Raw genomic sequence first — 24490 nt, 5'->3', positions numbered from 1 at the left:
TCTGTGTAGTCGAGCGTGAATATGTTCCGCATGCCGACCCCCTCCCACGATGCGGCCAACAGTCTGATCAGGGATCACCCCGAGCTCGCCGTCCGGTTTCTTCGCACTGTCGGCCGGGTGAGCCTGCCCGACGTTCCGCTCCAGCCAATCGACGGCGAGCTGAACGACCGGGTGTCCACCTCCTGCTACGCCGACACCCTGTTCGCCGGCGGGCCGCCTCACGATCGCAAGTACTCGCTGATCAGCGAGATCGAAACGAAGATCAGCGAGGCGAAGCTGAGGCAGACCGTGCGCTACGCGGCGACGTTGTGGCTTCACCACGACAAGCCGATTCACATCGTCTTCTTCACTCCCGATCCGAACTACAAGAAGTTCGAGCAGACCACGACCGTCACGTCGGGGTGCCTGACCCTGTCGGTCGAGACCTGCCTGGTGGGCCCCGACGACATCCCAGCGATCACCGAACCCGCCGTGATGCGAACCGACCCCGCCCTGTTCGTGCTGTCCGTGATCGTCCACGGCGACAAGCCAGAGGTCGCTGAGGCCTTCTGCGAAGGCATCGCCGAGCTACCGGGCGATTACGCCGGGTATTACTATGAACACGCGCTAGCCAAGGCGACGCGGACCACCAAGCAACGCATGGAGGCAGCCATGAAGCTCAGGATCCCCGCAGTCAGCGACATGGCCAAGGAGCAGCGAAGCCTCGGCAGAGCTGAGGCGAGGGTTGAGGACGTTCTCCTGACCATGGAGGTTCGCGGACTGACGATCTCGCTCGCGGATCGCCACCGCGTCGAGAGCTGCACGGACCTGGCCCAGCTCGACGTGTGGTTCCGGCGCGCCCTTACCGCTTCGACGGCGGAAGAGGTGTTCGCCTCGTAGGCACGGGGTCCGCATCTGGCAGAGGCGCTGGCCCAGACCGCCACCAGGCACTGGGACAACCGGCCCCAGCCCGCGCTCTGCGGTGCGGCCACCTCCGCCACGCCGCCACCGCCTCCGCCACGCCGCCTCCGCCGCACAGTGCCCCTTGAGCCGCACACCTTGGCCCGCGCACCTTGGCCCGCGCACCTTGGCCCGTGCCCCTTGGCCCGTGCCCCTTGAGCCCCCTCCGCCGCTCCGCAGAGGCGGCTGCCTGACGCATCGCGCTCCCCGAGCCAGCCTCCCCTGCGCCGACCCGGCCAGCCCCGAGGTCGTCGGCGCGACTCCCTCGCTCAAAGCCCGCCCCACTGGCGCCCAACGAACCGCCGCACCGCCCGCCCAACGAACCGCCCAACCGCGGCCTGACGAACCGCCCGACCATCGCCCAAGGAACCGCCCCACCATGGGTTGCCCGGGCGCCAGCCCGGGCCTCAGCGAGGCGTGCGAGCGAAGCGAGCTCGACCAGGGGTCGCGACCTGGCGCGACTGGGAGAGCAGCCCGAGCCCGAAGGCGCGAAGCGCCCGCTGCGAGGACCTTTCGCGCGGCAACGGCGGGAGGAGGCCGGAGAGAGACGCCGGAGAGAGACGCCGGGCGAAGGAAGCCGGCGCGAAGGAAGCCGGGGCGAAGGAAGCCGGGGCGAAGGAAGCCGGGGCGAAGGAAGCCGGGCGACTGGCCCCTGCTGTCGAAACAAGGCCGAAACCACGCCCGAAGCCATGACCCACCCCACCAAGAACGCCGAGAGGGGTGGACCCCCACCGGGATCCACCCCTCTCACAAAGCGCTACCCGCTCAAACAGCAACCGCAAGCTGGGCGATCTCGCCCTGCTTGGCCTGAACCGCGATGTCGCGGGTCACGCCGCCGCCCGCGATGATGCGGACGGTCCAGTCGCCGGGCGCGGCGAAGAAGCGGAACACGCCTTCGTCGGAGACGACGACCTCGCCGGTGAACTCACCGGAGTGGTCGAGCAGGCGGGCGTAGGCGGTGCCGCCGGTGCCGGTGACGATGCCCTGGATGACGGACTGCGTGGTCAGGTCGATCCCTGCGGGCAGTTCGATGGTCTGCTCGGGCGCTGCGCACCCCTGGGCGACTACGGACATCAGCGGGCCTCCCCCAACTCGATCGGCACGCCCACGAGCGAGCCGTATTCGGTCCATGAACCGTCGTAGTTCTTCACGTTCGCCTGGTCGAGGATCTCGTGCAGGACGAACCAGGTGTGAGCGGAGCGCTCACCGATGCGGCAGTAGGCGATGGTGTCCTTGCCGAAGTCGACACCGGCCTCGGAGTAGAGGGTGGTCAGTTCGTCGTCGGACTTGAAGGTGCCGTCGTCGTTGGCTGCCTTCGACCAGGGGATGTTGCGGGCGGTCGGCACGTGGCCGGCGCGCTGGGCCTGCTCCTGCGGGAGGTGGGCCGGGGCGAGGAGCTTGCCGGTGAACTCGTCGGGCGAGCGCACGTCGACGAGGTTGAGCTTGCCGATGGCGGTGACGACGTCGTCGCGGAAGGCGCGGATGGTGGCGTCCTGCTCCTGGGCCACGTAGGTGGTGGCCTCGCGGGGCTTGACGTCGGTGGTCAGCTCGCGGGAGTCGAGCTCCCACTTCTTGCGGCCGCCGTCGAGGAGCTTGACGTTGGTGTGGCCGTACAGCTTGAAGTACCAGTAGGCGTAGGCGGCGAACCAGTTGTTGTTGCCGCCGTAGAGGACCACCTGGTCGTCGTTGGAGATGCCGCGCTCGGAGAGCAGGGCCTCGAATCCGGCCTTGTCGACGAAGTCGCGGCGGACGGGGTCCTGCAGGTCCGTCTTCCAGTCGATGCGGACGGCGCCAGGGATGTGGCCCTTGGCGTAGGCGCTGGTGTCTTCGTCGACCTCGACGAGGACGACACCAGGGGTGTCGAGGTTGGCCTCGACCCAGTCGGCGTCCACCAGGCTGGCGGAACGGCTCATGAGACTCTCCCAGGGTTTAGTCGGCGAATCATCAAGTACATCTCGCAGCCGAGGCAGAATCCGAAGGCTGCGTTGAGGAAGGCGGCCAGGAGTGCCGCCGCCGTCGCCGTGAAGGCGAGCGGGGTGATCCCGGTCAGGAATCCGACCAGCCCGACGACCGCGAAGACCAGCCCGACCGCCTGGGCGAACCTGGGCGGGCGAGGATCTTCGGTTTCCTCAGGAGAGCTCGTGACGAGCGCCTTGAAGAGCAGTCCGTACGGCTGCCGCCAGAACGCGCCCAGGGCGAAGGCCAGGGTTTGGAGGGCGAGCAGCCATGCGCTCCCGAGAATCAGGACGAGAGCGAGGATTACGGTGGTGATGGCCGCGCCGAAGCGCAGCGCTCTGGGGTCGGCACGCATCGAGGATGCTCCTGAAGGGGTCGGGTGGGGCGGATTCGAGATCCGCGCGGGACCGTCCTCAGGCAGCGCGACAGAGCGCGGTGGCTACGCGGCAGAAGTCAACCGCGCGCCGCTTCGTCAGCAGCTCTGTCGTGGGGTACATATCTGAGACACTACCTGAGCGTCTCGGCATCTGTCACATCTCGTCCGCGTTGTGAGACGGTTCGTGAGACACGGCCTGTCCGAGCGCGGCGATCACGTCGGCCTTGCGTGGCTGGCCAGAGGCTCTTTTGACGATGTGGCCGCGGCTGTCGAGCACGAGCACCGTGGGCGTGCGCATGATGTCGAGCTGCTTGACGAGGTCGAGGCGCGACTCGGCGTCGATCTCGACGTGGGCGACGCCGGGCACCATCGCGGCGACCTCGTCGAGGATGCGGCGTGTGGCCCGGCACGGCTGGCAGAAGGCGGTGGAGAACTGCACGAGCGTGGCGCGTTCCCCCAGCGGCGCTCCGAGCGTGTCGGCCGTCACCATCGATCCGCCCTTCGCCCGCAGCCTGCCGTCGAGGAGCAGCCGTCCCAGCCCGACGACCACTCCCAGGGTCACCGTGGCCACCGCCACCCACACGCCTGTCACCTTGGGTGTAACCGCGTGGGCCGCTGAGTTCTTCCGCGTGGTCAGGCGGGTTTCAGTTCGGCGAGCACCTTGCGGTCGGCGTCGACGAGCTTGAGCGTGGCGATCTGGCCGAGCGGCGTGGAGGTCACGCGGTCGAAGGTGGCGGCCTTGGCGGGGTATTCGGGGTCGAGGACCCAGGCGGCGGTGACGTCCTCGTGGCCTGCGCGGTCGATGACGATGAGCTGGCAGGTGGTCGAGGGGCGCACGCCGTTGACGGTGACGGTGAGCTTGGTGCCGCCGTCCTCTTCGACGGCGGTCGCCTCGGCGCGCACGTCGCCGGTGGAGTCCTCGAAGCGCATCGGCGCCATCATGACGCCGACCTCGGGTGAGGCGGCCTCCTTGGCGACACGTTCCGAGGCTTTGGCGGCGTCTTCGTTGGACTCGGCCGCGCCGTACCCCTGAGCGTCGGGGGCGCTGGTGGCCAGGGCGGGAGCGGGTTGGCCGGCGGCGGTCGTGCCGCCGCTGTTGTTGGTGGCGATCGCGCCCCAGACCGTGCCGCCGACGGCGAGCACGGCGACCGAGGCGGCCAGGCCCAGCAGCAGGCGTCCGCGCTGCTTCTTGCGCGCCGTCGTGGTGAGCAGCCGCTCCAGCACCTGCCTGGGCGGCTCGGCGACGAGGGCTATGTCCTTCTCCGACACCTTGGCCAGCATCGGCGGGAGCATCGCCAGCCCGGTGAACTCCTCCAGGCAGGCGTCGCACTCGGCGAGGTGGTTGTCGATCTCGACGGCTTCGTCCGGCTCCAGGGCGCCCAGCGCGTGGGCTCCCAGCGACAGCCGTACCTCCTCACACGTCATCACGGCGCCAGCCCCCGCTCCTCGAGCGCGAGCTTGAGCGCGCGCAGCGCGTAGTAGGTGCGTGATTTGACCGTGCCCGGTGGTATGCCAAGCGTCGCCGACGCCTCCTTCACCGATCTCCCCCGGTAGTAGACCTCTGTGAGCACCTCTCGGTGTTCGGGCCGCAGCGCGGCCAGCGCCTCGGCCACCGCCCACGACTCCACCGCGCGTTCCAGCTCGTCGTCGGCCGGAACGACGGCGAGCGCGTCGTCGGTGGTCTCCGGCGGGCGGGCCTTCCTGGCCCGGTGCTGGTCGACGACGAGGTTGCGGGCGACGGTGAACAGCCACGCGCGGATGGGGCGGCCGGAGAGCGCGTCTGGATGCCGCCAGGCCCGCAGCAGCGTCTCCTGCACGACATCCTCCGCTCGCCCGGTATCACCGGTCAGTCGCAACACGTAACCGTAGAGCGGCCCAGCGTGTTCCTCGAAGAGTGTCCGGACGAGATCCTCGTCGGCAGTTGACGCCGGACTCACGGCCGCTCCTTCGGAGCAGCCGTCAGCCGGTGGCTGCTGGTCATCGTGACCCGGTCGCTGCGCTCCCTCACGTCTCCCATGACGTACGGCGGAGCCATCCGGTTCAACGTCATCCACGGAGCGGCACGTTACTCGCTTCCGCCGACAGCTCCAGCCCTCCGGGAACGGGCTTGAGCTTGGTCACCTTAACGTCGAAGGGCAGTTTGCCCTTGAAGGAGATGGTGTAGGTGACCATCGAGGCCAGCGCGTCGGGCACCTTCGGGAGGTTCTCGACGTCGAGCTTCTCGGCGATGACGCGGATGCCGGTGCCACCTTCGACCAGTTCCAGGCGCATCTGGGCGTTGAACTTGAAGCGCTGGGCCCCGATCGGCAGCTCGCCGGAGGCGGTGAGCCGGTCGCCGTCGGCGGCGATCTTGATGCCCTGGGGCGCGAACCTGTCGATCGTCTGGTTGGTGATCGTGCCGGTGATCGCGATCTTGTCGGCGACGATGTTCGCCCGGTTCTGGATGACGTCCATGAGCGGCGCGGTCACGTCGTAGGCGGCGCCGCGCAGGTCCTTGATCGGCACCCCCGCGTAGGTGAGGGTGCCGAGGTCGAAGCGGACCTCCTCGTACTTTCCGGAGACGGCCTGGGTCAGGAAGGGGATGCCCTCGATGGACACGGTCGGCAACTGCTTGAGGTTGTTGGCCGCGGCGATGCGGTTGGCCAGGTCGCGTTCGACGCCGGCGACCGCCACCCGGTCCACGATCACCAGGAGACCGGCCAGGACAATCAGGAAGAAGAGGAGCTTCCGCACAGTGACCGAGCCTCCCAGAAAATCAACCTCCCGCGAAAGGCGGGAGGACTTCGACGGTCACCCCGTCCCCCAGGACGACCTCTTCATGCGCACGTTTACCGACCGGGTGGCCGTCGACGAGGAAGGACGAGCGTTTGACGATCTGTCCCAGGCTCTCGCGATCTTGTGTGATTTGTGTCATAAGTTCCGCCAGTGTTACCGCGTCGAAAGATTCCTCGGCGACGCCCGCGGCCTCCTTGGCAGCGGCCCAATACCGGATGATGCCGGTGGCCATGGCTTTCCTCACAATCGCCGCAGGTTGAATGTGCGGTTCTCATAACGTGAACGGAGTTGGGAGAGCGTTAACCTCCTGGGCTATCCTCACCTATGAGGACCTGGGCGACGTAGCCCCCGGGTCCTTCTGCGTTTAAAGGAGGCCTGATGAGCAACCTGTTGCTGCTGACGAACGCCCTCGAACCGTCCTCCGAGGTGCTGCCGGCGCTGGGATTGCTTCTGCACTCCGTCCGGGTCGCCCCCGCGGAGGCCTCCGCCCTGATCGACGCGCCGCCCGCCGACGTGGTGATCGTCGACGCCCGGCGCGAGCTCGTGCAGGCCAAGAGCCTGTGCCGCCTGATCAGGACCACCGGCATCGACTGCCCGCTCCTGGTGATCGTCACCGAGGGCGGCCTGGCGGCCATGAGCGCCGAGTGGGGCGTCGACGACGTGCTGCTCGACAGCGCCGGACCGGCCGAGGTCGAGGCCAGGCTGCGGATGGCGGGCGGCAGGCTGGCGATGTCGGCCGCCGACGACGTGCCCGACGAGATCCGCAGCGGCGACCTGTCGATCGATGAGGCCACCTACACCGCCCGGCTGCGCGGCAGGGCGCTCGACCTCACCTTCAAGGAGTTCGAGCTGCTGAAGTACCTGGCCCAGCACCCGGGCCGGGTGTTCACCCGGGCCCAGCTGCTGCAGGAGGTCTGGGGCTACGACTACTTCGGCGGCACCAGGACCGTCGACGTGCACGTGCGGCGGCTGCGCGCCAAGCTGGGCCCCGAGTACGAAGCCCTGATCGGCACCGTGCGCAACGTCGGTTACCGCTTCGTGCCCGACCGCGGCAACTCCGAGCACAAGGACGCGCTCTCGCTGACCTGAGGCTCGCCCTCCCCCATGGCGTGGTTCGGCCACCACGCCTTTGCGCCCAGGTCGCGCACCAGCGCGGGCACCAGGAGCGAACGCACGACCAGGGTGTCGAGCAGCACCCCGAAGGCCACGATGAAGGCGATCTGCACCAGGAACGCCAGCGGGATCACCACCAGCGCCGCGAACGTGGCGGCCAGCACCACACCGGCCGAGGTGATCACGCCGCCCGTGGTGACCAGGCCGCGCAGCACCCCCTGGCGTGCCCCGTGCCGCAGGCTCTCCTCGCGCACCCTCGACATGAGGAAGATGTTGTAGTCGACACCCAGCGCGACCAGGAAGACGAAGCCGTACAACGGCACCGAGGCGTCGCTGCCGGTGAACCCGAGCACGTGGGTGAAGACCAGCGCCGAGACGCCGAGCGTGGCCAGGAAGTTCAGCGCCACCGTGACGACCAGCAGCACCGGCGCCACCAGCGAGCGCAGCAGGACGATCAGGATCAGCAGGATGATCGCCAGTACGACGGGGACGATCAGCAGCGTGTCGCGCTCGGCGGTCTCCGTGGTGTCGTACCTCTGCGCGCTGAACCCGCCGACCAGCACCTCGTCGGGCAGGGCCGAACGCAGGTCGCGGACGGCGCGCTGGGCCTCGTCGCTGTCGGGCGCGGCCTCCAGGGTGGCCTCCACCAGGACACGCCCGTCCACGATCCTGGGTGATCCGCCGTTCCCGACCACGGTCGCGTCCGAGACGCCCTCGACGTCGAGTGCGGTGCGTCGCACCTGGTCGGCCTGCCAGGCCGGGGCGACGATCACGGCTGGCTGACCGGAGCCGCCGGGGAAGTGCTCGCTCAGGGTGGCCTGGGCGGCGACCGAGGGCGCGTCGTTGACGAAGGTCTCGTCGAGCGGCACGCCCTTGGCATCCAGCTGCGGGGCGAGCAGGGCCAGGGCCAGGAGCGGCAGGGCGGTGGCGATCCAGATCCGCCGGGGGTGGCGGTCGATGAGCCCGGCCACCCTGCCCCAGACCCCGCGCCCGCTGTCGCGCTTCGTCTTGGCGGGCCACAGGGCAGCCTTGCCGAGCAGGATGAGCGAGGCGGGCAGGAAGGTGAGCGCGCTGAGTGCGGCACAGGCGATGCCGATGGCCCCCACCGGGCCCAGCGCGCGGTTGTTGGTCAGGTTGCTCAGCAGCAGGGCGAGCAGCCCGAGCGCCACGGTGGCGGCGCTGGCCACGATCGGCTCCACCGAACGCCGCAGCGCGATCCGGCCGGCGGCGAACCGGTCGCCCGAGGCGGCCAGTTCCTCGCGGAAACGCGCCGTCAGCAGCAGCGCGTAGTCGGTGGCCGCGCCGATGACCAGGATGAACAGGATGCCCTGCACCTGCCCGTCGACGCGCACGATGTCGTGGTCGGCCAGGAAGTACACCACCGCGCACGCCAGCCCGAGCGCGAAGACCGCGCCCAGGATGATCACGAACGGCAGCAGCACGCTGCGATAGACCGCCAGCAGGATCACCAGGACCGTGGCCAGCGCCACCACCAGGAGCAGGCCGTCGATACCGGCGAACGCGTCGGACAGGTCTGCCTTGGTGGCGGCCGGCCCGGCGAGCTGGGCGCGCAGCCCGTCGACGGTCACGGCCGCGCCGATCCGGTCGAGCGGGCCTTCGAAGCCGGGATCGAGCTGGACCAGGCCGCGCAGGGCCAGTCCGTCATCGGAGGCGAAGGCCGGGGTCGGCGTGCCGTACACCCCGGGGGTCCCGCGCAGCGAGGCGAGCGCGCCGGTCGCCGCGCCGGTCTGCGCCTGCGTGATCTCCTGCCCTCCCTCGGCGGTCCACACGACGATCAGCGGCTGCGTCTCCCCCTCGCGGAAGCGTTCCTGCATCTCCAGGACCCGGGTCGACTCCGCGCTCTGAGGGAGGAACGCGGCCTGGTCGTTCGTCGACACCTCGCCGAGCTTGCCGGCGAACGGCCCGAAGGCCCCGCCGACCCCGAGCCACACCAGTACCAGCACGGCCGGGATCAGCCAGCGGAGGGAACTTCGCACTTGCATGCCTTTCTCATCAGATGTCCTGTCTTTCGCAGTGGCGGCGCGGCCGGTTGCATCCGCCGCCACCCGGCTCGCGAAGATGGAGGCATGGGGAAAGTGCTGGTGACGGGGGCGACCGGCTACGTCGGCGGGCGCCTGGTGCCCGAACTGCTCGACGCCGGGCACGAGGTCACCTGCGTGGCGCGCCGTCCCGAGCGGCTGCGCGACCTGCCGTGGGCGGGGCGGATCACGGCCCTGGCCGGGGACGTGAACGACGCGGAGTCGATGCGGCGCGCGCTCGACGGGGCCGAGATCGCCTACTACCTGGTGCACTCGATGGCCGCGGGAGCCTCCTTCGCCGAGCGTGACCGCCGGGCGGCCGAGACCTTCGCGCGGGCGGCGCACGAGGCCGGGGTGCGGCGCATCGTGTACCTGGGCGGGCTCACGCACGCCTCGGGGGAGTTGTCGGCCCACATGCGATCGCGGGCGGAGGTCGGCGAGATCTTCCTGGCCGCGCCCGTGCCGGCGGTGGTGCTGCGGGCGGCGGTGATCATCGGCTCGGGCTCGGCCTCGTTCGAGATGCTGAGGTACCTGACCGAGCGGCTGCCGGTGATGACGACACCCCGCTGGGTGAGCACGCCGACGCAGCCGATCGCGATCCGCGACATGCTCCGCTACCTCGTCGCCTGGGCGGAAGTGCCGGGCGAGGTCGACCGGGCCTTCGACGTCGGCGGGCCCGACGTGCTCAGCTACGGCGACATGATGCGACGCTACGCCGACGTGGCCGGCCTGCCGCACCGGATGATCATCCCGGTCCCGTTCCTGTCACCCGGCCTGTCCAGCCACTGGGTCGGCCTGGTCACCCCGGTGCCCGCGAGCATCGCCCGGCCGCTGGTCGAGTCGCTGCGTCACGAGGCGGTCTGCCGCGAGCACGACATCGCCGGGTACGTCCCCGACCCGGCGTGCGGCCTGATCGGTTTCGACGAGGCCGTACGGCTGGCGCTGCGCCGTGTGAAGGACGCCGACGTGGCCACCCGCTGGTCGTCGGCCTCCACCCCGGGGGCCCCCAGCGACCCGCTCCCCTCCGACCCCGACTGGGCGGGGGGCAGCCTGTACGCCGACGAGCGCGAGGCGGAGATCGCCGCCTCGCCCGCGGAGGTGTGGCAGGTGATCGAGGGTATCGGCGGCGCCAACGGCTGGTACTCCCTGCCCGTCGCCTGGCGCCTGCGCGGCCTGGCCGACCGGCTGCTCGGCGGCGTGGGCCTGCGCCGCGGCCGGCGCGACCCCCGCCGGCTGCGCGTCGGCGACGCCCTGGACTTCTGGCGCGTCGAGGAGATCGAGCCGGGACGGCTGCTGAGGTTGCGCGCCGAGATGCGCCTGCCCGGCCTGGCCTGGCTGGAGCTGTCGGCCGAGCCCGGCTCGCGCCCCGGCCACGCCCACTACCGGCAGCGGGCGCTGTTCCATCCGCGCGGCCTGCTCGGACACCTGTACTGGTGGGGCATCTCGCCCTTCCACCACCTCATCTTCGGGCGCATGCCGCGCAACATCGCCCGCGCCGCCCGCTCAGGCGCGGCGGATCTGGCGTGAGTCCTTGCTCCACGAGCCGAGCACCATGAGCGTCTTGGTGCCGGTGACGTTGCCGCCGCGGCGCAGGTTGTCGATGACCTGCTGCAGGTGCTCCAGGTCGCGGGCACGCAGGTGGATCAGCGCGTCGGGATCGCCGGCGATCGTGAAGACCTCCTCCACCTCGGGAAAGCCCGTGGTGGTGCGCACGATCTCACCCACCGGGGTGCTGCCGGAGTAGCGCATCTCGGTGAAGGCCTGGATGCCCCAGCCCAGCTTGGCGTAGTCGACCTTGGCGGTGAAGCCGGTGATCACGCCGAGCTCCCTGAGCCTGTCGACCCGCCGCTTGACGGCGGCGACAGAGAGCCCGACCTGCTCCGCCATTTCCGAAAATGTCCGGCGGCCGTCCTCCACCAGGAGGCGGATCACCCTGTGATCTATGTCATCCAGCACGCAAGTAAATCTACGAGCTAGGACCTGTTCCGCAAAGAGTTTGCGTCTGTTGGGGAATTTGTCATGCGATACTTGCGCATCCCCGACCAGGGTTGTTGTGCTTCTCCCGTGGACGTCCATCTCGACGACAAGTACACCGCGGCCGACGGCCGGGTGCTGATCTCCGGCATCCAGGCCCTGGTCAGGCTCACGCTCGAACAGCGCCGCCTCGACACCGCGCGAGGCCTGAACACCCGCGTGTTCGTCTCCGGCTACCAGGGTTCGCCCCTGGGCGGGGTCGACCTGGAGATGGGACGCGCCAAGCGCTTCCTGGAGCCCGCGGGCGTGGTCTTCCAGGCCGGGCTCAACGAGGAGCTGGCCGCCACCGCCGTGGCCGGCACCCAGCTCCTGCGCGCCACCCCGGGCAAGCGCCACGACGGGGTGACCGGCTTCTGGTACGGCAAGAACCCCGGCCTGGACCGGGCCGCCGACGCCATCCGGCACGCCAACATGGCCGGTACGGCGGCGCAGGGCGGCGCGGTCGCCTGGATCGGCGACGACCCGGGATGCAAGTCGTCCACGGTGCCCAGCTCCTGCGAGCCGATGTGCCAGAGCCTGTTCATGCCGCTCCTGGCTCCAGGCTCGGTGGCCGAGATCATCGAGTACGGCCTGCACGCCGTCGCCATGTCCCGCGCCAGCGGGCTGTGGGTGGGACTGAAGATCGTGGCGGACATCGCCGACGCCTCCGCCACCGTGGACCTCGCCCTGCCCGAGCTGCCGCTGCCCGAGCGCACCGACACGCCGGTGCCCACCCTCGTCGGCCCCTCCGCCGTCGAGGCCGAGCACGACCTGCTCACCAGGCGGCTCGCGCTGGCCAGGCAGTACGCGCGCCAGGCCGGGCTCAACCGCGTCGTCGCCGACCCCGCCGGGGCCACGATCGGCGTCCTCGCCTCGGGGACGAGCTTCGCCGTGGTCGAGCGCGCCCTGGCCGACGCCGGCATCGAGGGCGAGTTCAGGCTCATCAAGCTCGGCATGCCGTACCCCCTCGACGCCGGCTCGCTGGCGGAGATGACCGAGGGCCTGCGGACCGTGCTCGTGGTCGAGGACAAGACGGCCTTCCTGGAGGACCACCTCAAGGCGGCGCTCTACGGGCGGGAGAACCCGCCGCGCGTGGCCGGCCGCGACCTGCTGACCGCCCGCGGCACGCTGTCCGCCGCCGACGTGACCGGGGCGCTGGCCAAGCTCGCGCCGGGCGCCTTCCGCCACGACCCGGTGCCCGCCGCGACGCCGTCGCGCCAGAAGCCGTCCCGCTCGCTGCCGCTGGTCGCCTCGCGCACGCCGTACTTCTGCTCCGGCTGCCCGCACAACATCTCCACCCGCACCGCCGACGAGACCCTGGTCGGCGTCGGCATCGGATGCCACGCCATGATCGCCCTGTCCGGCGAGGGCCGAGGCACCCAGGTGGGCCTGACCCAGATGGGCGGCGAGGGCGCGCAGTGGATCGGCCTGGCGCCCTTCACCGACGACCGCCACTTCGTGCAGAACCTCGGCGACGGCACCTTCCACCACTCCGGCTCGCTGGCCGTACGCGCCGCCGTCGCCGCCGGGGTGACCATGACCTACAAGCTGCTCTACAACGACGCGGTCGCCATGACCGGCGGCCAGCGTGCCGAGGGCAAGCTCGACATCCCGACCCTCACGCACTGGCTGGCCCTGGAGGGCGTGCGCCGGATCGTGATCACCACGCCGACGCCCGAGGACTACCGGGGTGTCCAGCTGGCCCCGATCACCTCCGTACGGCACCGCGACGACTTCGCCGCGTCCGAGAAGGAGCTGTCGGAGGTCGACGGGGTGACCGTGCTCATCCACGACGACCGCTGCGCCGCCGAGGAGCGCCGCCTGCGCAAGCGCGGCAAACTGCCCGCGCCCGCCGAGAAGGTCGTCGTCAACGAGCGGGTCTGCGAAGGTTGCGGTGACTGCGGCGACGTCTCGACGTGCCTGTCGGTGCAGCCGGTCGAGACCGAGTTCGGCCGCAAGACCCGCATCCACCAGCCCTCCTGCAACTCCGACTTCAGCTGCCTGAAGGGCGACTGCCCGTCGTTCCTGCTGGTGACGCCGGGCACGAAGCGCAAGCCCGTCCTGCAGGACCTGCCCGACCTGCCCGATCCCGAGCTGCGCTTCCACGGCGACGTGGTGCTGCGCATGCCCGGCATCGGCGGCACGGGCGTGGTCACCGTGTCGCAGATCCTGCAGATGGCCGCCCACCTCGACGGCCTGCACGCCGCCGGGCTCGAGCAGACCGGCCTCGCGCAGAAGGGCGGCCCCGTCGTCAGCGACGTGCGCCTGTCCAAGTCGCCCATCGTCGGCACGCCCAAGGCCACCCGCGCCGACGTGATCATCGGCTTCGACCTGCTGGGCGCGGCCACCGAGGCCAACCTCGCCACCGCCGACGAGCGCCACACCGTCGCTGTCGTCAACAGCGCCGTGGTGCCGACCGCCGCCATGGTCACCGGCCACGCCCCCCTGGGCTCGGGCGACCCGGCCCTGGCCCGCATCGAGGCGGCGACCCGCGACGTCCTCACGCTCGACGCCCAGGGCCTGTCCGAGCGCCTGTTCGCCGACCACATGCCGGCCAACATGCTGCTCATCGGCGCCGCCTACCAGCACGGATGCCTGCCGATCTCCGCCTCCGCCATCGAGCGGGCCATCGAGCTCAACGGCGCGGCCGTCGACAAGAACCTCGCCGCGTTCCGCCACGGCAGGGCGGCGGCGCTCGGCTCCCGTCCCCAGGCTGTGGAGGAGACCTTCGACGCGGTGCTCGAACGGCGCGTCGCCGACCTCACCGGCTACCAGAACGCCTCCTACGCCCGCTCCTACGCCGCCGAGGTCCGCCGGATCGCCGAGCTGACCGCGGAGTACGGCCCGCGCATCGCCACCGGCTACGCGCGCGGACTGCACAAGCTCATGGCCTACAAGGACGAGTACGAGGTCGCCCGCCTCCACCTCGACCCGGAGGAGATCGCCAGACGCGAGGCCGAGTTCGGCGCCGACGCCTCCGTCGCCGTCCTGCTGCACCCGCCCGTCTTCCGCGCCATGGGCATGAAGCGCAAGATCAAGCTCCGCCGTACGGCAGGGCCCGTCTTCCGGGTCCTGCGCTCGATGAAGGGCCTGCGCGGCACCCGCCTCGACGTGTTCGGCTACGCGGGCGTGCGCCGGGTCGAGCGCGCCCTGATCGGCGAATACCGCGAGCTCGTACGGCAGGCGCTGGAGCACCTGTCGCCCGCCACCGCCGACACCGTGACCGAAATCGTCGAGTTGCCCGACATGATCCGCGGGTACGAGGACATCAAGCTCGCCCGAGTCGACGAGTTCCGCTCACGCGCCGGCGCGGCCCTGTCCGCCCTGGCCTCAGCTCAGGAGGTTGGTCTTGGCCGTTGACCGGTTGCTCCCCACCGAAGAGGCCCGCGACCTGCTCGACCTGGTGCGCGACGTGGCCGACAAGGAGCTCGCCTCACGCGTCGACGAGCACGAGCGCAACGAGACCTACCCGGAAGGCCTGTTCCGCACCCTGGGAGCCGCCGGGCTGCTCAGCCTGCCCCAGCCGGAGGAGTACGGCGGAGGCGGCCAGCCGTACGAGGTCTACCTGCAGATGCTGGAAGAGCTCGCCCAGCGCTGGGCCGCCGTCGCGGTCGCGGTCTCCGTGCACACGCTGTCGTGCTTCCCGCTGCTGGAGTTCGGCACCCCCGAGCAGCGCGAACGCTGGCTGCCCGACATGCTCGGCGGCGACCTCGTCGGCGGCTACAGCCTGTCGGAGCCGCAGGCCGGCTCCGACGCCGCCGCCCTGACCTGCAAGGCCACCCCCGCCGAGGGCGGCTACCGCATCAGCGGCAGCAAGGCCTGGATCACCCACGGCGGACGGGCCGACTTCTACACCCTCTTCGCGCGCACCCCCACCGGCGTGTCGTGCTTCCACGCGCCGGGCGCCGTCGACGGGCTCACCTTCGGCAGGCCCGAGGAGAAGATGGGCCTGCACGGCGTCCCCACCACGGCCGCGCACTGGGACGACGCGTTCCTCGAGACCGACCGGCTCGTCGGCGCCGACGGCCAAGGACTGCGCATCGCCTTCGCCGCGCTCGACTCCGGCCGCCTCGGCATCGCCGCCTGCGCCACCGGCCTCGCCCAGGCGGCCCTGGACGCCGCCGTGAACTACGCCAAGGAACGCACCGCCTTCGGACGGAAGATCATCCTGCACCAGGGGCTCGGCTTCCTGCTCGCGGACATGGCCGCCGCGGTCGAGTCGGCCCGGGCGACCTACCTCGACGCGGCGCGACGGCGGGACGCGGGGGTGGAGTATTCGCGGCAGGCGAGCATCGCCAAGCTCGTGGCGACGGACGCGGCCATGAAGGTGACCACGGATGCCGTGCAGGTGTTCGGGGGGTATGGGTATACGCGGGAGTTTCCTGTGGAGAGGTTCATGCGGGAGGCGAAGGTCATGCAGATCTTCGAGGGGACCAATCAGATCCAGCGGCTGGTGATTGCTCGGCACCTGTAGAGCGCGGCCCGCCTTCACCTGACCGGAACATCGTCCGGCTCGCGGCCCAGCCCAGGACGCTGCCCGTGATTGCGGACAGCCACCACAACCTCGGGGCTGGCCCCTTCCGAGGAGTTAGCCCCCGCGACCTCAGGCCAGCCCCGTGACCCCGTCGGGTGGGCGCTCCCCCGATGAACCGCCCTCTGCGTTACGGCAAGCGCCTTCGGCCCGCATTAACCGCGGCCCACGGCCTCAGCCCAGCCCCGCGGCGACGGTCAGGCGCCTGCTCCCCTGAAGGCCTCGATGTTGCGGGCGGCCCAGTCGACGAACGGGCGCGGGGCGCGGCCGAGAAGCTCCTTGACGTCCGGGCTCACCCGCTGTTCTCGCACCGTCGGGGTGCCGAGGATCTGCAGCGTGCTGGTGACCACCGGTTCAGGCATGTACCGCAGCATCTCCACCCCCGCCTCCTCCGGCGTCTGCTCGACGAAACGCACCGGGCTGGCGAGCAGATCTCCGATCACCGCCGCTCGCTGCCTCGGAGTGGTGAGCTCGGGGCCGGTGAGCTCGTAGATGGCGCCCGTGTGACCGCCCTGTGTGAGGGTTATGGCTGCGACCTCGGCGATGTCGCGCGGGTCGATCGTGGGCAGGCCGACGTCCCCGAAGGGGGCGTGTGCCGTACGGCTCTCGCCGATGGTCCTGGCCCAGGCGAAGGCGTTGGAGTTGAAGCCGCCCGGCCGCAGGATCGTCCAGTCGCCGTCCCACGCGCGGACGGCCTCCTCGAAGACCACGGCGTGGTGGTACGGGCCCGGCCTGGTGCCGGCGCCCTGGGAGGAGAGCAGGACGATCTTGTTCATTCCCTTGACCTGGCTGAGCACTGCTTCGGGGTCGCCCTCCATGAGGAGGAACAGCGTGTCGACGCCTTCGAGAGGGAGGGTTTCCGGGCGGGTCAGGTCGGCGGGCACGTGGGTGACGCCCGCTGGGAAGGTGGCGGGGGTGCGGGAGATCGCCAGTACCTCCTCACCTGCGGCGTGCAAGGCGTTGACCAGCTCACGGCCTACGTTTCCGGTGGCACCAGTGACGGCGATCATGATGGCTCCTTTGAGCGCTGAAGTTAGTTAGTTGACTGACTTAGAAGGACCGTAGCACGGATTCCGCGGCTATAGTAAGTCAGGTGACTAACTCATCGAGGTCGGGCAAGCGGGAACGGCTCGCCATCGCGGCGGCGCAGGTTCTGCACGAGCAGGGGGTGGAGAAGACCACCCTCGCCGACATCGCGCACGCGGCCGATGTCCCGGTGGGGAACGTGTACTACTACTTCAAGACCAAGGATCAGCTCATCGAGGCGGCCATCGGGGCGCATGACGAGGAGCTCACCAGGCTGATCACGGCTCTCGACGAGCTGGCGGACCCACGAGACCGGCTGAAGGGGCTCATTCGGGGGTGGGTCGGTCAGAGTGAGGTGACGGCCCGGTTCGGGTGTCCCACGGGGACGCTCGCGGCTGAGCTGGACAAGCGGGAGGACGGGCTCGATCGGGCCATCGCCCTGGTGATGGGGCGGTTGCTGGGGTGGGTGGAGCGGCAGTTCTCGGAGCTGGGGCGTGAGGATGCGGCTGAGCTGGCGGTCACGCTGGTGGCGGCGTATCAGGGGGTCGCGTTGCTGACCAACACGTTCCGGGCGCCGCACATGATGCGGAACGAGGGGCGGCGGCTGGAGGGATGGCTCGACTCGCTCTGAGTCGCCCCCGGAGCAGGACGGGCCCCGCATGTGCAAGGCAGCCCCGCGCAGGTGTGGGGCCGGGGCGGGGTGAGCGGGGTGAGCGGGGTGAGCGGCGTAGCGGGGTGAGCGGCGTAGCGGGGTGAGCGGCGTAGCGGGGTGAGCGGCGGCGCCGGTGAGCGGCGTAGCGGGGTGAGCGGCGGCGCCGGTGAGCGGCACCCGCAGTACGGCCGCGCCGCAGTCGCCACGCGCACGTAGGCGACATCGTTGGCCGCGCCCCCTCCACCTGCGACGATAACCCTCGTGCTGCTGCGGAGTCCTGGTCTGAAGGCGTGGGCGCGGACCATAGGCGCCGTGGCACTCCTGGCCACGCTCTACTTCCTCTCCCCCGACTCCGGCTTCCATATCGCCGGCATGGTCCTGGGCCTGGCCGTGCTGACCTGGCTGGTCACCCGCCAGGTGCAGCGTGCCCTCCGCCCAGGACGGATCATGGCCGAGCAGATCTCCATGCTCCTCACCCTGGTCAACCTGGTGACCATCTTCTTCGCCAACGTCTACTTCAACCTCTCCGGCCAGTTCGACGGCCTGGAGACGAAGCTGGACGCCCTGTACTTCTCCACCACGACCCTGTGCACGGTCGGCTTCGGCGACATCACCGCGGTGGGTCAGGCCGCGAGGGCGATCGTCGTGGTGCAGATGGTGTTCGACCTGATCATCGTCACGTCGGCGATCTCGATCGTCGTGGGCGCGACGAGGCGGAACTAGCCGCCTTGGGCCCGCTTGCGGCGTTTGCCTTCGTGCATGGCCTGGACCCGGGCGATGGGGATGGTGTGTCCTTCGTCGATCAGGTCCTGCGGCAGTTCCTGCACGGGGGGCATCTGCTCCTGCCACGGGTCGCCGGTGAGGTCCTTGACGGTGTGGATGGTGAAGTCGCGTGGGCTGACCTGGTCGAGTTCGTCCCATGCGACGGGGAAGGAGACGGGGGCGCCCGGCCTGATGCGGGGGCTGTAGGCGGCGACGATGGTGGCGCCGCCGGCGCGGGTGGAGTCGAGGAAGACCTTGCCGTGGCGGTCATCCTTGATGAAGGCGGTGGTGCCGAGCGCCGGGTCGATGCGTTCGGCGCGGGCGGCCACGGCGCGGGTGGCGGCGGCCAGGTCCTCCCAGGACACCTCGTCGCCGACGGGCACGAAGATGTGGACTCCCTTGGCGCCGCTGGTCTTGACCGCGCCGGTGAGACCGCTGTCGGCGAGCGCCTGCCGTACGAGGTGGGCCGCCTGGACGGCGCGGGTGAAGCCGCCGTCGGCGGGCGGGTCGAGGTCGAGGATGAGGTGGGTCTTCAGCAGCGCGGGGTGGTATTCGACGGCGCGCTGGTTGGCGAACCACAGCAGGGTGCGCCGGTCGTCGCAGACGGCGTAGGTCACCTGGCGGTGTGACGACTCCGCCCACATCTCCACGGACCTGATCCAGCCGGGCGCGTATTTGGGCAGGTTCTTCTGCATGAACGGCTCCTGGCCTGGCCGTACCCTGATGACCGACAGCGGCCGGTCGCGCAGGGCCGGGAGGATCCTGGACGACGCGGAGTCGAGGTAATCGACCAGGTCACGCTTGGTCGCCTCCGCGCCGTCGAAAAGCGGCCCGTCGAGATTGGTCAGCTTGACGCCCTCGCGCGATTCGTCTCCCATTCAGCTATTGTGAGCGATGTGACTGCCGGGTCGGCCATGGGCCATACACGAGCAGGGTTCCCGGCCGCCGCTTGAGCGCGCGGCGGGCCCGTAGCCCGCCTTTTCTCTTCTCCATCACGCCTTGTCACATCGCGACATCACTTGAGGAGAAGAGTGTTCAACCAACAGATCATTGATGAGTTCCGCGCGAACGGCGGCCAGGTCGCCATGTTCCCGGATGCGCGCCTGCTGCTGCTGACCAGCACGGGTGCGCGCAGCGGCGAGTCGCATACGACCCCGCTCGGTTACCTGCCGGACGGCGGCGAGCGCATGATCGTCATCGCGTCGGCGGGCGGTTCGCCGAAGCACCCCGACTGGTATCACAACGTCGTGGCCCATCCCCTGGTCACGGTGGAGGCGGGCCGGTTCACCTTCCAGGCGAAGGCGTCGGTTCTGACCGGTCAGGAGCGTGACGAGGCCTTCGCCCGGGCGGTGGAGACCGATCAGGGGTGGGCGGAGTACGAGCGCAGGAGCGGCCGGCAGCTGCCCGTCGTGGTGCTCGAGACCGTGTCGAGCGGGCCGCCGCAGGCGTCGTCGTTCGGCGAGGCGCTGCGCATGGTGCACGACTCCTTCCGCCGCGAGCTGGCCCTGGTCCGCAAGGAGCTGGCCGCCTCGGGGCCGAAGCTGGGCGCGCAGCTTCGTATCAACTGCCTGACGGCCTGCCAGGGGTTGCACTTCCATCACACGATGGAGGACACCGGTTTGTTCCCCCGCCTCGTGGCGCAGCATCCCGAGCTGGATCAGGTCATGGCCAGGTTGCGCGAGGAGCACGAGAAGATCGCGGTGATCCTGGCCGCCTTGCAGGAGCTGCTGTCGGCGGAGGGCGCCGGTGACGTCCTGGCCGAGGTGGACCGGCTCATCGAGGAGCTGGAGGCCCACCTCGACTACGAGGAGGAGCAGCTGATCCCGATCCTGGACGCCTGACCGCGAGCCGTGGAGTGGGTCCCGCCGGGCCTCACTCCACGGCGAGCTTGACGCCCAGGCCGACGAAGATCCCGCCGGTGGCGACGTCGATGCGGCGGCGTACGGCCTGGCGGCGGCGCAGCCACGCGCCGATGCGCCCGGCCAGCACGCCGACCGTGCCGTCGACCAGGAACTCGATCACGATCAGGATCACGCCGAGTATCGCGAACTGCAGCCACACCTGGCCCAGGGCGGGGTTGATGAACTGCGGCAGGAACGCGATCGTGAAGGTCACCATCTTGGGGTTGAGCAGGTTCGTCATCAGGCCGCTGAGGAAGGCCTTGCGTCCGGACATGCCGGTCACGGCCACCTCGGCGGGCACCGCGTTCCTGTTGCGGATCATCTGCACGCCGAGGTAGATCAGGTAGGCCGCGCCCACAACACGGACCACGGTGAAGGCGAGCGGCACCGCCTCGAACAATGCCGCGAGCCCGACGGCGGCGACGGCGACGTGGATCGCCTCGCTGGTCGCGACGCCCGCGGTGGCCAGCAACCCGGCCCTGGCCCCACCGCGCATCCCGCAGCCGAGCACGAACAACATGTCAGGACCGGGAGTGATCATCGCGATGATCGTGGTGACGGTGAAAAGTGTCAGCAAATGGGGGTCGATAGGCATGCTCCCATTGTCCCAGGGCGGCCAAATCCGCCCCTTACTCCGCCCTCCCGGTGACGGCCCAGGCGCGCGCGGTCAGCTCGATCACCCCGCCGGGCAGCGTCGCCCGCAACCTTTCGCGCAGCCGCTCGCGGTGGTCCTCGGGCAGCGAGGCCACGTAGGCGGGCGCCACCCCGGCCCCGCCCAGGAACGGCTGCCAGAACGCGTCGAAGTCGGGGAAGACCGTCAGCGTCTCGATCGGGGCGACCTCGACGTCCTTCAGCTGTGCCGTACCGAAGAGCGCCCGCAGCGGGCCGGGGCGGCAGATCGGGAAGTCCTCGCCCGGCGCCTCGGGATCCAGCGCGGCCGCCGCCTCCCAGAACAGGCGCATGAACTCCATGCCGTCGGTGTAGTCCCACACGTAGGCGCCGATCACCGCCCCCGGCCTGCACACCCGCCGCATCTCGCGCAGCGCCTGCTCGGGGTCGGGCACGAAGTTGAGCGCCAGCGCCGAGACCACCCGGTCGAACTGCCCGGAGGCGGCCGGGATGGCGCCTGCCGTACCGACGACCACGGCGAACCGCCGGTCGTGACGCAGCGCGGCGCCCCGCAGGAAGCCGGGAGACGGGTCGACGCCCAGCACCAGCGCCGGCTCACGACGGTCGATGATCGTGTGGGCGAGCGCGCCCGACCCGCAGCCGACGTCGCACCAGGCGGCTCCCGCCGCCGCGGGCAGCCGGTCGAGGAAGATCGGGGCCAGCCGCCTGCTCCACCGGCCGACATACGTTTCGTACGGCTCGTGCCTGGTCCAGGTCATGGCTCAGAGCCAGCCCACCCGGGCGTCCTTCAGCGGCATGTCCGTCGGCGCCACGCCGAGCTCCCCGGCACGGACCCGCTCCAGCAGGCGTCCCGTGGCCTCGACGATCTCGGGAGCGGCGGCGCGCAACGCCTTCTTGTCGCCCTCTGGCAGCTCCTCCAGGGGGCCGTCGAGGGTGTCGAGCCGGTCGGCCAGCCACTTCAGCGGCTCGGCCGACAGCTCGCGCTCGAACTTGCGCGCGCTCGGGTCCCAGCCGGCGGTGAACTCGGGATGGTGGTGGGTGCGGTCGAAGCTGCCCGGCCTGCCGTCCACCGATTCGAGCAGGTCCACCCGCCAGATCGGACGGCCGGCGGCGATCGGCTGGGCGGAGTAGATGGAGCCCTTGAGCGCGCCGCGTTCGAGTTCGCGCACCTCCAGGCGGACCCCGTGTTCGGGGCCTTCCTGGCCTTTGGCGGGGTTGGGGTCGACGAAGTACAGATCGCTCAGAAGCACACCGGTCTGGTCGAAGCCGAAGACGTAGAGCATGATCGTCCCTCTCCACTGGTCGATTCCGCTTCCATCATGTCCCCGGGTGTCAGGTTCCGGGCATCCAGCCCGACTCGCGGGCCCAGAGCTCGGCGCCCGCCATGAGCACCTCCGTGGCGGGCGCCTTGATCTGCCCGTAGTCGAGCAGGTCGGGCACCTGGCCGGCGAGCCGTCGCTTGAACGCGCCCCAGCCGCGCCGTGCCCGCTCGAGCCCACGTGGTCGATGGCCAGGGCGTGCTCGCCGAGCGCGAGGCCGAGCCGGTGACGGAGCCTCTCGAACTCGGCCGGCCACTCGGGGCGGTAGTCGACGACGGTGACGGCCTTTGTCATCTCATCGGGAAACGGCAGGGAGCCAGTAAAGCCGTCAGGCGAGGCCGTTTCTGTCGGTGGCGGCCTGTACCCATGGACCATGGCGACTTTCGTTCTGATCCACGGTGGCGGCGACAGCGGCTGGGCCTGGCATCTCCTCGAGGAGGAGCTGCGGGCGCGCGGGCACGACACGGTCGCCCCCGACCTGCCCTCCGACGACCCCGATGCCGATCTCGACGCCTACGCCGCCTCCGTCGTCGGGGCCGTCGGCGAGCGCGCGGGCGAGATCGTGGTCGTCGGCCACTCCTATGGCGCCTTCACCGCGCCGCTCGTGGCCGAGCGTCTGCCCTCCCGCCTGCTGGTGCTGCTCGCCGGGATGATCCCCTCGCCCGGCGAGCGCCCGGACGACTGGTGGGAGAGCACCGGATGTGTGCGGGCCAGGCAGGAGGCGGGCTTTTCCGGCATCGACGACCCGTTCGAGTCCTTCTACCACGACGTCCCGCGCGAGCTGGCCGAGGCCGGCCTGGCCCGCGAGCGTCCCGAGGTGTCGCGCGCCGGCGGGCAGCCCTGGCCGCTGCCGGCCTGGCCGTCGGTCGAGACCCGTTTCATCCTGTGCCGCGACGACCGTTTCTTCCCTGCCGCCTTCTTCAGAAAGCTCGCCCACGACCGGCTCGGGCTGGTGGCCGACGAGATTCCCGGCAGCCACTGCGTCGCGCTCAGCCGCCCGAAGGAGCTGGCGGACATGCTGGTCGGCTATCTGGAGTGATTCGGTAGCATCTGCCGAAACAATGCGTTTTCGGGTCATGGAGCCAGCGTGGAAATCCGCGATATCGAGATCTTCCTGACCCTCTGTGAGGAGCTCCACTTCGGGCGTACGGCGGAGCGCCTGCACGTGACCAGCGCCCGCATCAGCCAGGCGATCAGGAAGCAGGAGCGCGCGGTAGGCGCCCCGCTCTTCCACCGGACCAGCCGTTCCGTACGGCTGACGCCGCTGGGCGAGCAGCTGCGACGCGACCTCACGCAGGCCTACCAGGCACTCAAGGACAGCATCGACCGGGCCGCGCTCGCCGCCCGCGACAAGCGCGAGTCGCTGCGGCTCGGCATGATCGGCGGCGGCATCGCCCGCGACCTGCGCCCCGTCCTCGATCTCTTCGCCGGACGCCACCCCCTGGCCGACCTCCAGATCCGCAGCATGACCTTCAGCGACCCGTTCGGCCCGCTGCGCAGGGGCGAGGTCGACCTCGCCGTGTTGTGGCTGCCCGTCCAGGAGGGCGATCTGACGGTGGGGCCCGTCCTGTTCAGCGAGCCGATCGTCCTGATCGTGCCCGCCGGCCATCCGCTCGCCGCGCAGGAGTCGGTGTCGCTGGAGGTGCTCGCCGACGAGATCGTCGTCGACGCCTCGATGCCGCGCTACTGGCGCGAGGCCCTCCTGCCGGTCCACACACCCAGCGGCCGGCCCATCCGCACAGGACCGCAGGTCCACGATCTGCTCGAGGTGTTCGCCGTGGTCACGTCGGGCGAGGGCGTGTGCCTCGTGCACGCCCAGACCGCTCGATACTTCGCCCGGCCCGACATCGTCTACGTGCCCGTTCACGACGCTCCCCTGGCTCGCTGGGCCCTGGTCTGGCGTTGTGACACCGATCCGGGTGGCCTGGTGCACGGCTTCGCCGATGCCGTACGGGACCATGGGCCGTTGGCTCTCTGAGAAGGATTGATCACATGCGTCACATCAGTACCTCGATCGACATCCAGGCGACACCCGAGCAGGTCTGGGCCGTTCTCGTCGACTTCGCCGGCTACCAGGCGTGGAACCCGTTCATCCAGCAGGGAGCGGGCGAGGCCAGGGTGGGGAGCACGCTGACGTTGCGCATGCACCCCGAGAACGGCAAGCCGATGACGTTCCGGCCGAAGGTCCTGCAGGCCGAGCCCGGCAGCAGGTTGCGCTGGCTCGGGCACCTGATCGTGCCCGGCGTCTTCGACGGGGCGCACGAGTTCGTGCTGACGCCGGTCGGCGGGGGCACGCGGGTCGAGCAGAGCGAGACGTTCAAGGGGTTGCTGGTGCCTTTCCTCGGCAAGATGATCGAGGGCACGGAGCGCAACTTCGAACGGCTCAACGAGGCGCTCAAGAAGCGCGTGGAGGCCCGGCCGTCGGTGTAGCACCTGTTCAGCGGGTATGTACCCGCGC

Annotated in this window: 27 protein-coding genes and 1 pseudogene; 11 read left to right on the top strand and 17 right to left on the bottom strand. The window is 70.3% G+C overall.

Going from position 1 to position 24490, the window contains the following annotated elements:
• Positions 1–30: 30 nt before the first annotated feature.
• Positions 31–879 carry a hypothetical protein gene (locus HNR30_RS41565; RefSeq protein ID WP_181615717.1) on the top strand — a complete coding sequence of 283 codons (849 nt, stop codon included), beginning with the start codon at positions 31–33 and terminating at the stop codon, positions 877–879.
• A gap of 825 nt (positions 880–1704) precedes the next feature.
• On the opposite strand, the gene HNR30_RS41560 is transcribed toward HNR30_RS41565, so the two are convergent.
• From HNR30_RS41560 to HNR30_RS41525, 9 genes are all read right to left on the bottom strand, one after another.
• On the bottom strand, positions 1705–2013 hold the full coding sequence (locus HNR30_RS41560) for a DUF1416 domain-containing protein (protein WP_181615716.1): 309 nt from the start codon (positions 2011–2013) through the stop codon (positions 1705–1707).
• Entirely contained in the window at positions 2013–2852 is an 840-nt protein-coding gene (locus HNR30_RS41555) for a sulfurtransferase (RefSeq protein ID WP_181615715.1), read from the bottom strand. Before HNR30_RS41555 ends, HNR30_RS41560 begins: the two co-directional genes overlap by 1 nt.
• Positions 2849–3250 (bottom strand): DUF4395 domain-containing protein, encoded by a 402-nt coding sequence (locus tag HNR30_RS41550; protein WP_181615714.1) that lies wholly within the window; start codon positions 3248–3250, stop codon positions 2849–2851. The genes HNR30_RS41555 and HNR30_RS41550 overlap by 4 nt, the downstream gene beginning before the upstream one ends.
• Positions 3251–3308: 58 nt before the next feature.
• Positions 3309–3392, bottom strand: coding sequence for a putative leader peptide (locus HNR30_RS50710; RefSeq protein WP_376771785.1), 84 nt, complete (start codon positions 3390–3392; stop codon positions 3309–3311).
• Between the two features lie 33 nt (positions 3393–3425).
• Positions 3426–3863: a thioredoxin family protein gene (locus HNR30_RS41545; protein WP_376771783.1), complete on the bottom strand. Its 438-nt coding sequence runs from the start codon at positions 3861–3863 to the stop codon at positions 3426–3428.
• Between the two features lie 41 nt (positions 3864–3904).
• Positions 3905–4696 (bottom strand): zf-HC2 domain-containing protein, encoded by a 792-nt coding sequence (locus tag HNR30_RS41540; protein ID WP_246380209.1) that lies wholly within the window; start codon positions 4694–4696, stop codon positions 3905–3907.
• The gene (locus HNR30_RS41535; RefSeq protein WP_181615712.1) at positions 4696–5208 is read right to left on the bottom strand and encodes a sigma-70 family RNA polymerase sigma factor; all 513 of its coding nucleotides are present in this window, start codon (positions 5206–5208) and stop codon (positions 4696–4698) included. Before HNR30_RS41535 ends, HNR30_RS41540 begins: the two co-directional genes overlap by 1 nt.
• A 109-nt stretch (positions 5209–5317) precedes the next feature.
• On the bottom strand, positions 5318–6004 hold the full coding sequence (locus HNR30_RS41530; protein ID WP_181615711.1) for an LmeA family phospholipid-binding protein: 687 nt from the start codon (positions 6002–6004) through the stop codon (positions 5318–5320).
• A 22-nt stretch (positions 6005–6026) separates the two neighbouring features.
• Positions 6027–6278: a MoaD/ThiS family protein gene (locus tag HNR30_RS41525; protein ID WP_181615710.1), complete on the bottom strand. Its 252-nt coding sequence runs from the start codon at positions 6276–6278 to the stop codon at positions 6027–6029.
• 146 nt (positions 6279–6424) lie between these two features.
• Here HNR30_RS41525 and HNR30_RS41520 point away from each other — a divergent pair, with 146 nt between their 5' ends.
• Positions 6425–7135: a response regulator transcription factor gene (locus HNR30_RS41520; protein ID WP_181615709.1), complete on the top strand. Its 711-nt coding sequence runs from the start codon at positions 6425–6427 to the stop codon at positions 7133–7135.
• On the opposite strand, the gene HNR30_RS41515 is transcribed toward HNR30_RS41520, so the two are convergent.
• Positions 7075–9156 carry an MMPL family transporter gene (locus HNR30_RS41515; RefSeq protein ID WP_376771782.1) on the bottom strand — a complete coding sequence of 694 codons (2082 nt, stop codon included), beginning with the start codon at positions 9154–9156 and terminating at the stop codon, positions 7075–7077. The two genes, HNR30_RS41520 and HNR30_RS41515, sit on opposite strands and share 61 nt — an antisense overlap.
• Before the next feature lie 90 nt (positions 9157–9246).
• On the opposite strand from HNR30_RS41515, the gene HNR30_RS41510 reads away from it, so the two are divergent.
• The gene (locus HNR30_RS41510; protein WP_181615707.1) at positions 9247–10725 is read left to right on the top strand and encodes an SDR family oxidoreductase; all 1479 of its coding nucleotides are present in this window, start codon (positions 9247–9249) and stop codon (positions 10723–10725) included.
• Here HNR30_RS41510 and HNR30_RS41505 read toward each other — a convergent pair.
• A complete protein-coding gene (locus tag HNR30_RS41505; RefSeq protein WP_312895020.1) occupies positions 10702–11154 on the bottom strand; it encodes an Lrp/AsnC family transcriptional regulator in 453 nt (150 codons plus the stop codon). The genes HNR30_RS41510 and HNR30_RS41505 overlap by 24 nt on opposite strands.
• A gap of 63 nt (positions 11155–11217) precedes the next feature.
• On the opposite strand from HNR30_RS41505, the gene HNR30_RS41500 reads away from it, so the two are divergent.
• The gene (locus HNR30_RS41500) at positions 11218–14571 is read left to right on the top strand and encodes an indolepyruvate ferredoxin oxidoreductase family protein (protein WP_181615705.1); all 3354 of its coding nucleotides are present in this window, start codon (positions 11218–11220) and stop codon (positions 14569–14571) included.
• Entirely contained in the window at positions 14561–15685 is a 1125-nt protein-coding gene (locus HNR30_RS41495) for an acyl-CoA dehydrogenase family protein (protein ID WP_181615704.1), read from the top strand. The genes HNR30_RS41500 and HNR30_RS41495 overlap by 11 nt, the downstream gene beginning before the upstream one ends.
• 254 nt (positions 15686–15939) lie before the next feature.
• On the opposite strand, the gene HNR30_RS41490 is transcribed toward HNR30_RS41495, so the two are convergent.
• The gene (locus HNR30_RS41490) at positions 15940–16752 is read right to left on the bottom strand and encodes an NAD(P)H-binding protein (RefSeq protein WP_181615703.1); all 813 of its coding nucleotides are present in this window, start codon (positions 16750–16752) and stop codon (positions 15940–15942) included.
• 83 nt (positions 16753–16835) lie between these two features.
• On the opposite strand from HNR30_RS41490, the gene HNR30_RS41485 reads away from it, so the two are divergent.
• Both HNR30_RS41485 and HNR30_RS41480 read left to right on the top strand, forming a co-directional pair.
• On the top strand, positions 16836–17399 hold the full coding sequence (locus HNR30_RS41485) for a TetR/AcrR family transcriptional regulator (protein WP_181615702.1): 564 nt from the start codon (positions 16836–16838) through the stop codon (positions 17397–17399).
• A gap of 333 nt (positions 17400–17732) precedes the next feature.
• Positions 17733–18143 carry a potassium channel family protein gene (locus HNR30_RS41480; protein WP_181615701.1) on the top strand — a complete coding sequence of 137 codons (411 nt, stop codon included), beginning with the start codon at positions 17733–17735 and terminating at the stop codon, positions 18141–18143.
• Here HNR30_RS41480 and HNR30_RS41475 read toward each other — a convergent pair.
• Positions 18140–19060: a DNA polymerase domain-containing protein gene (locus tag HNR30_RS41475; protein ID WP_181615700.1), complete on the bottom strand. Its 921-nt coding sequence runs from the start codon at positions 19058–19060 to the stop codon at positions 18140–18142. The two genes, HNR30_RS41480 and HNR30_RS41475, sit on opposite strands and share 4 nt — an antisense overlap.
• 153 nt (positions 19061–19213) lie before the next feature.
• On the opposite strand from HNR30_RS41475, the gene HNR30_RS41470 reads away from it, so the two are divergent.
• Complete coding sequence (locus tag HNR30_RS41470; RefSeq protein ID WP_312895019.1) at positions 19214–20023, top strand: nitroreductase/quinone reductase family protein; 810 nt, start codon at positions 19214–19216, stop codon at positions 20021–20023.
• Between the two features lie 31 nt (positions 20024–20054).
• Here HNR30_RS41470 and HNR30_RS41465 read toward each other — a convergent pair whose 3' ends face one another.
• From HNR30_RS41465 to HNR30_RS50705, 4 genes and pseudogenes are all read right to left on the bottom strand, one after another.
• Positions 20055–20678, bottom strand: a complete 624-nt coding sequence (locus tag HNR30_RS41465) for a LysE family translocator (RefSeq protein ID WP_181615699.1) — start codon at positions 20676–20678, stop codon at positions 20055–20057.
• Between the two features lie 34 nt (positions 20679–20712).
• Positions 20713–21471: a class I SAM-dependent methyltransferase gene (locus HNR30_RS41460; RefSeq protein ID WP_181615698.1), complete on the bottom strand. Its 759-nt coding sequence runs from the start codon at positions 21469–21471 to the stop codon at positions 20713–20715.
• A 3-nt stretch (positions 21472–21474) separates the two neighbouring features.
• Entirely contained in the window at positions 21475–21996 is a 522-nt protein-coding gene (locus tag HNR30_RS48770) for a hypothetical protein (protein WP_246380195.1), read from the bottom strand.
• Positions 21997–22212: 216 nt separating this feature from the next.
• Positions 22213–22326: pseudogene (locus HNR30_RS50705) on the bottom strand (hypothetical protein); the annotation flags it as partial.
• A 79-nt stretch (positions 22327–22405) separates the two neighbouring features.
• Between HNR30_RS50705 and HNR30_RS41450 the strand changes: the two are divergent.
• The 3 genes from HNR30_RS41450 to HNR30_RS41440 are packed head-to-tail and all read left to right on the top strand — an operon-like array spanning position 22406 to position 24462.
• Positions 22406–23071 (top strand): alpha/beta fold hydrolase, encoded by a 666-nt coding sequence (locus tag HNR30_RS41450; RefSeq protein WP_181615696.1) that lies wholly within the window; start codon positions 22406–22408, stop codon positions 23069–23071.
• Positions 23072–23119: 48 nt separating this feature from the next.
• Complete coding sequence (locus tag HNR30_RS41445) at positions 23120–24010, top strand: LysR family transcriptional regulator (RefSeq protein WP_181615695.1); 891 nt, start codon at positions 23120–23122, stop codon at positions 24008–24010.
• A gap of 14 nt (positions 24011–24024) precedes the next feature.
• Positions 24025–24462, top strand: a complete 438-nt coding sequence (locus HNR30_RS41440) for an SRPBCC domain-containing protein (protein WP_181615694.1) — start codon at positions 24025–24027, stop codon at positions 24460–24462.
• Positions 24463–24490: the final 28 nt, after the last annotated feature.

Origin of the sequence: Nonomuraea soli, from assembly GCF_013761175.1 — a bacterium.
Taxonomy (GTDB): Bacteria; Actinomycetota; Actinomycetes; order Streptosporangiales; family Streptosporangiaceae; genus Nonomuraea; species Nonomuraea soli.
The sequence above is the reverse complement of the archived record's forward strand: the minus strand, read 5'-3'. Positions and strand labels throughout refer to the sequence as shown.

Coding starts and splice junctions, on each gene's coding strand:
- HNR30_RS41520 (WP_181615709.1), top strand. CDS start 6,425: ATGAGCAACCTGTTGCTGCTGACGAACGCCCTCGAACCGTCCTCCGAG.
- HNR30_RS41540 (WP_246380209.1), bottom strand. CDS start 4,696: ATGACGTGTGAGGAGGTACGGCTGTCGCTGGGAGCCCACGCGCTGGGC.
- HNR30_RS41460 (WP_181615698.1), bottom strand. CDS start 21,471: ATGACCTGGACCAGGCACGAGCCGTACGAAACGTATGTCGGCCGGTGG.
- HNR30_RS48770 (WP_246380195.1), bottom strand. CDS start 21,996: ATGCTCTACGTCTTCGGCTTCGACCAGACCGGTGTGCTTCTGAGCGAT.
- HNR30_RS50710 (WP_376771785.1), bottom strand. CDS start 3,392: ATGTACCCCACGACAGAGCTGCTGACGAAGCGGCGCGCGGTTGACTTC.
- HNR30_RS41565 (WP_181615717.1), top strand. CDS start 31: ATGCCGACCCCCTCCCACGATGCGGCCAACAGTCTGATCAGGGATCAC.
- HNR30_RS41555 (WP_181615715.1), bottom strand. CDS start 2,852: ATGAGCCGTTCCGCCAGCCTGGTGGACGCCGACTGGGTCGAGGCCAAC.
- HNR30_RS41475 (WP_181615700.1), bottom strand. CDS start 19,060: ATGGGAGACGAATCGCGCGAGGGCGTCAAGCTGACCAATCTCGACGGG.
- HNR30_RS41525 (WP_181615710.1), bottom strand. CDS start 6,278: ATGGCCACCGGCATCATCCGGTATTGGGCCGCTGCCAAGGAGGCCGCG.
- HNR30_RS41550 (WP_181615714.1), bottom strand. CDS start 3,250: ATGCGTGCCGACCCCAGAGCGCTGCGCTTCGGCGCGGCCATCACCACC.
- HNR30_RS41490 (WP_181615703.1), bottom strand. CDS start 16,752: ATGATCGCCGTCACTGGTGCCACCGGAAACGTAGGCCGTGAGCTGGTC.
- HNR30_RS41440 (WP_181615694.1), top strand. CDS start 24,025: ATGCGTCACATCAGTACCTCGATCGACATCCAGGCGACACCCGAGCAG.
- HNR30_RS41500 (WP_181615705.1), top strand. CDS start 11,218: ATGCGATACTTGCGCATCCCCGACCAGGGTTGTTGTGCTTCTCCCGTG.
- HNR30_RS41465 (WP_181615699.1), bottom strand. CDS start 20,678: ATGCCTATCGACCCCCATTTGCTGACACTTTTCACCGTCACCACGATC.
- HNR30_RS41510 (WP_181615707.1), top strand. CDS start 9,247: ATGGGGAAAGTGCTGGTGACGGGGGCGACCGGCTACGTCGGCGGGCGC.
- HNR30_RS41450 (WP_181615696.1), top strand. CDS start 22,406: ATGGCGACTTTCGTTCTGATCCACGGTGGCGGCGACAGCGGCTGGGCC.
- HNR30_RS41560 (WP_181615716.1), bottom strand. CDS start 2,013: ATGTCCGTAGTCGCCCAGGGGTGCGCAGCGCCCGAGCAGACCATCGAA.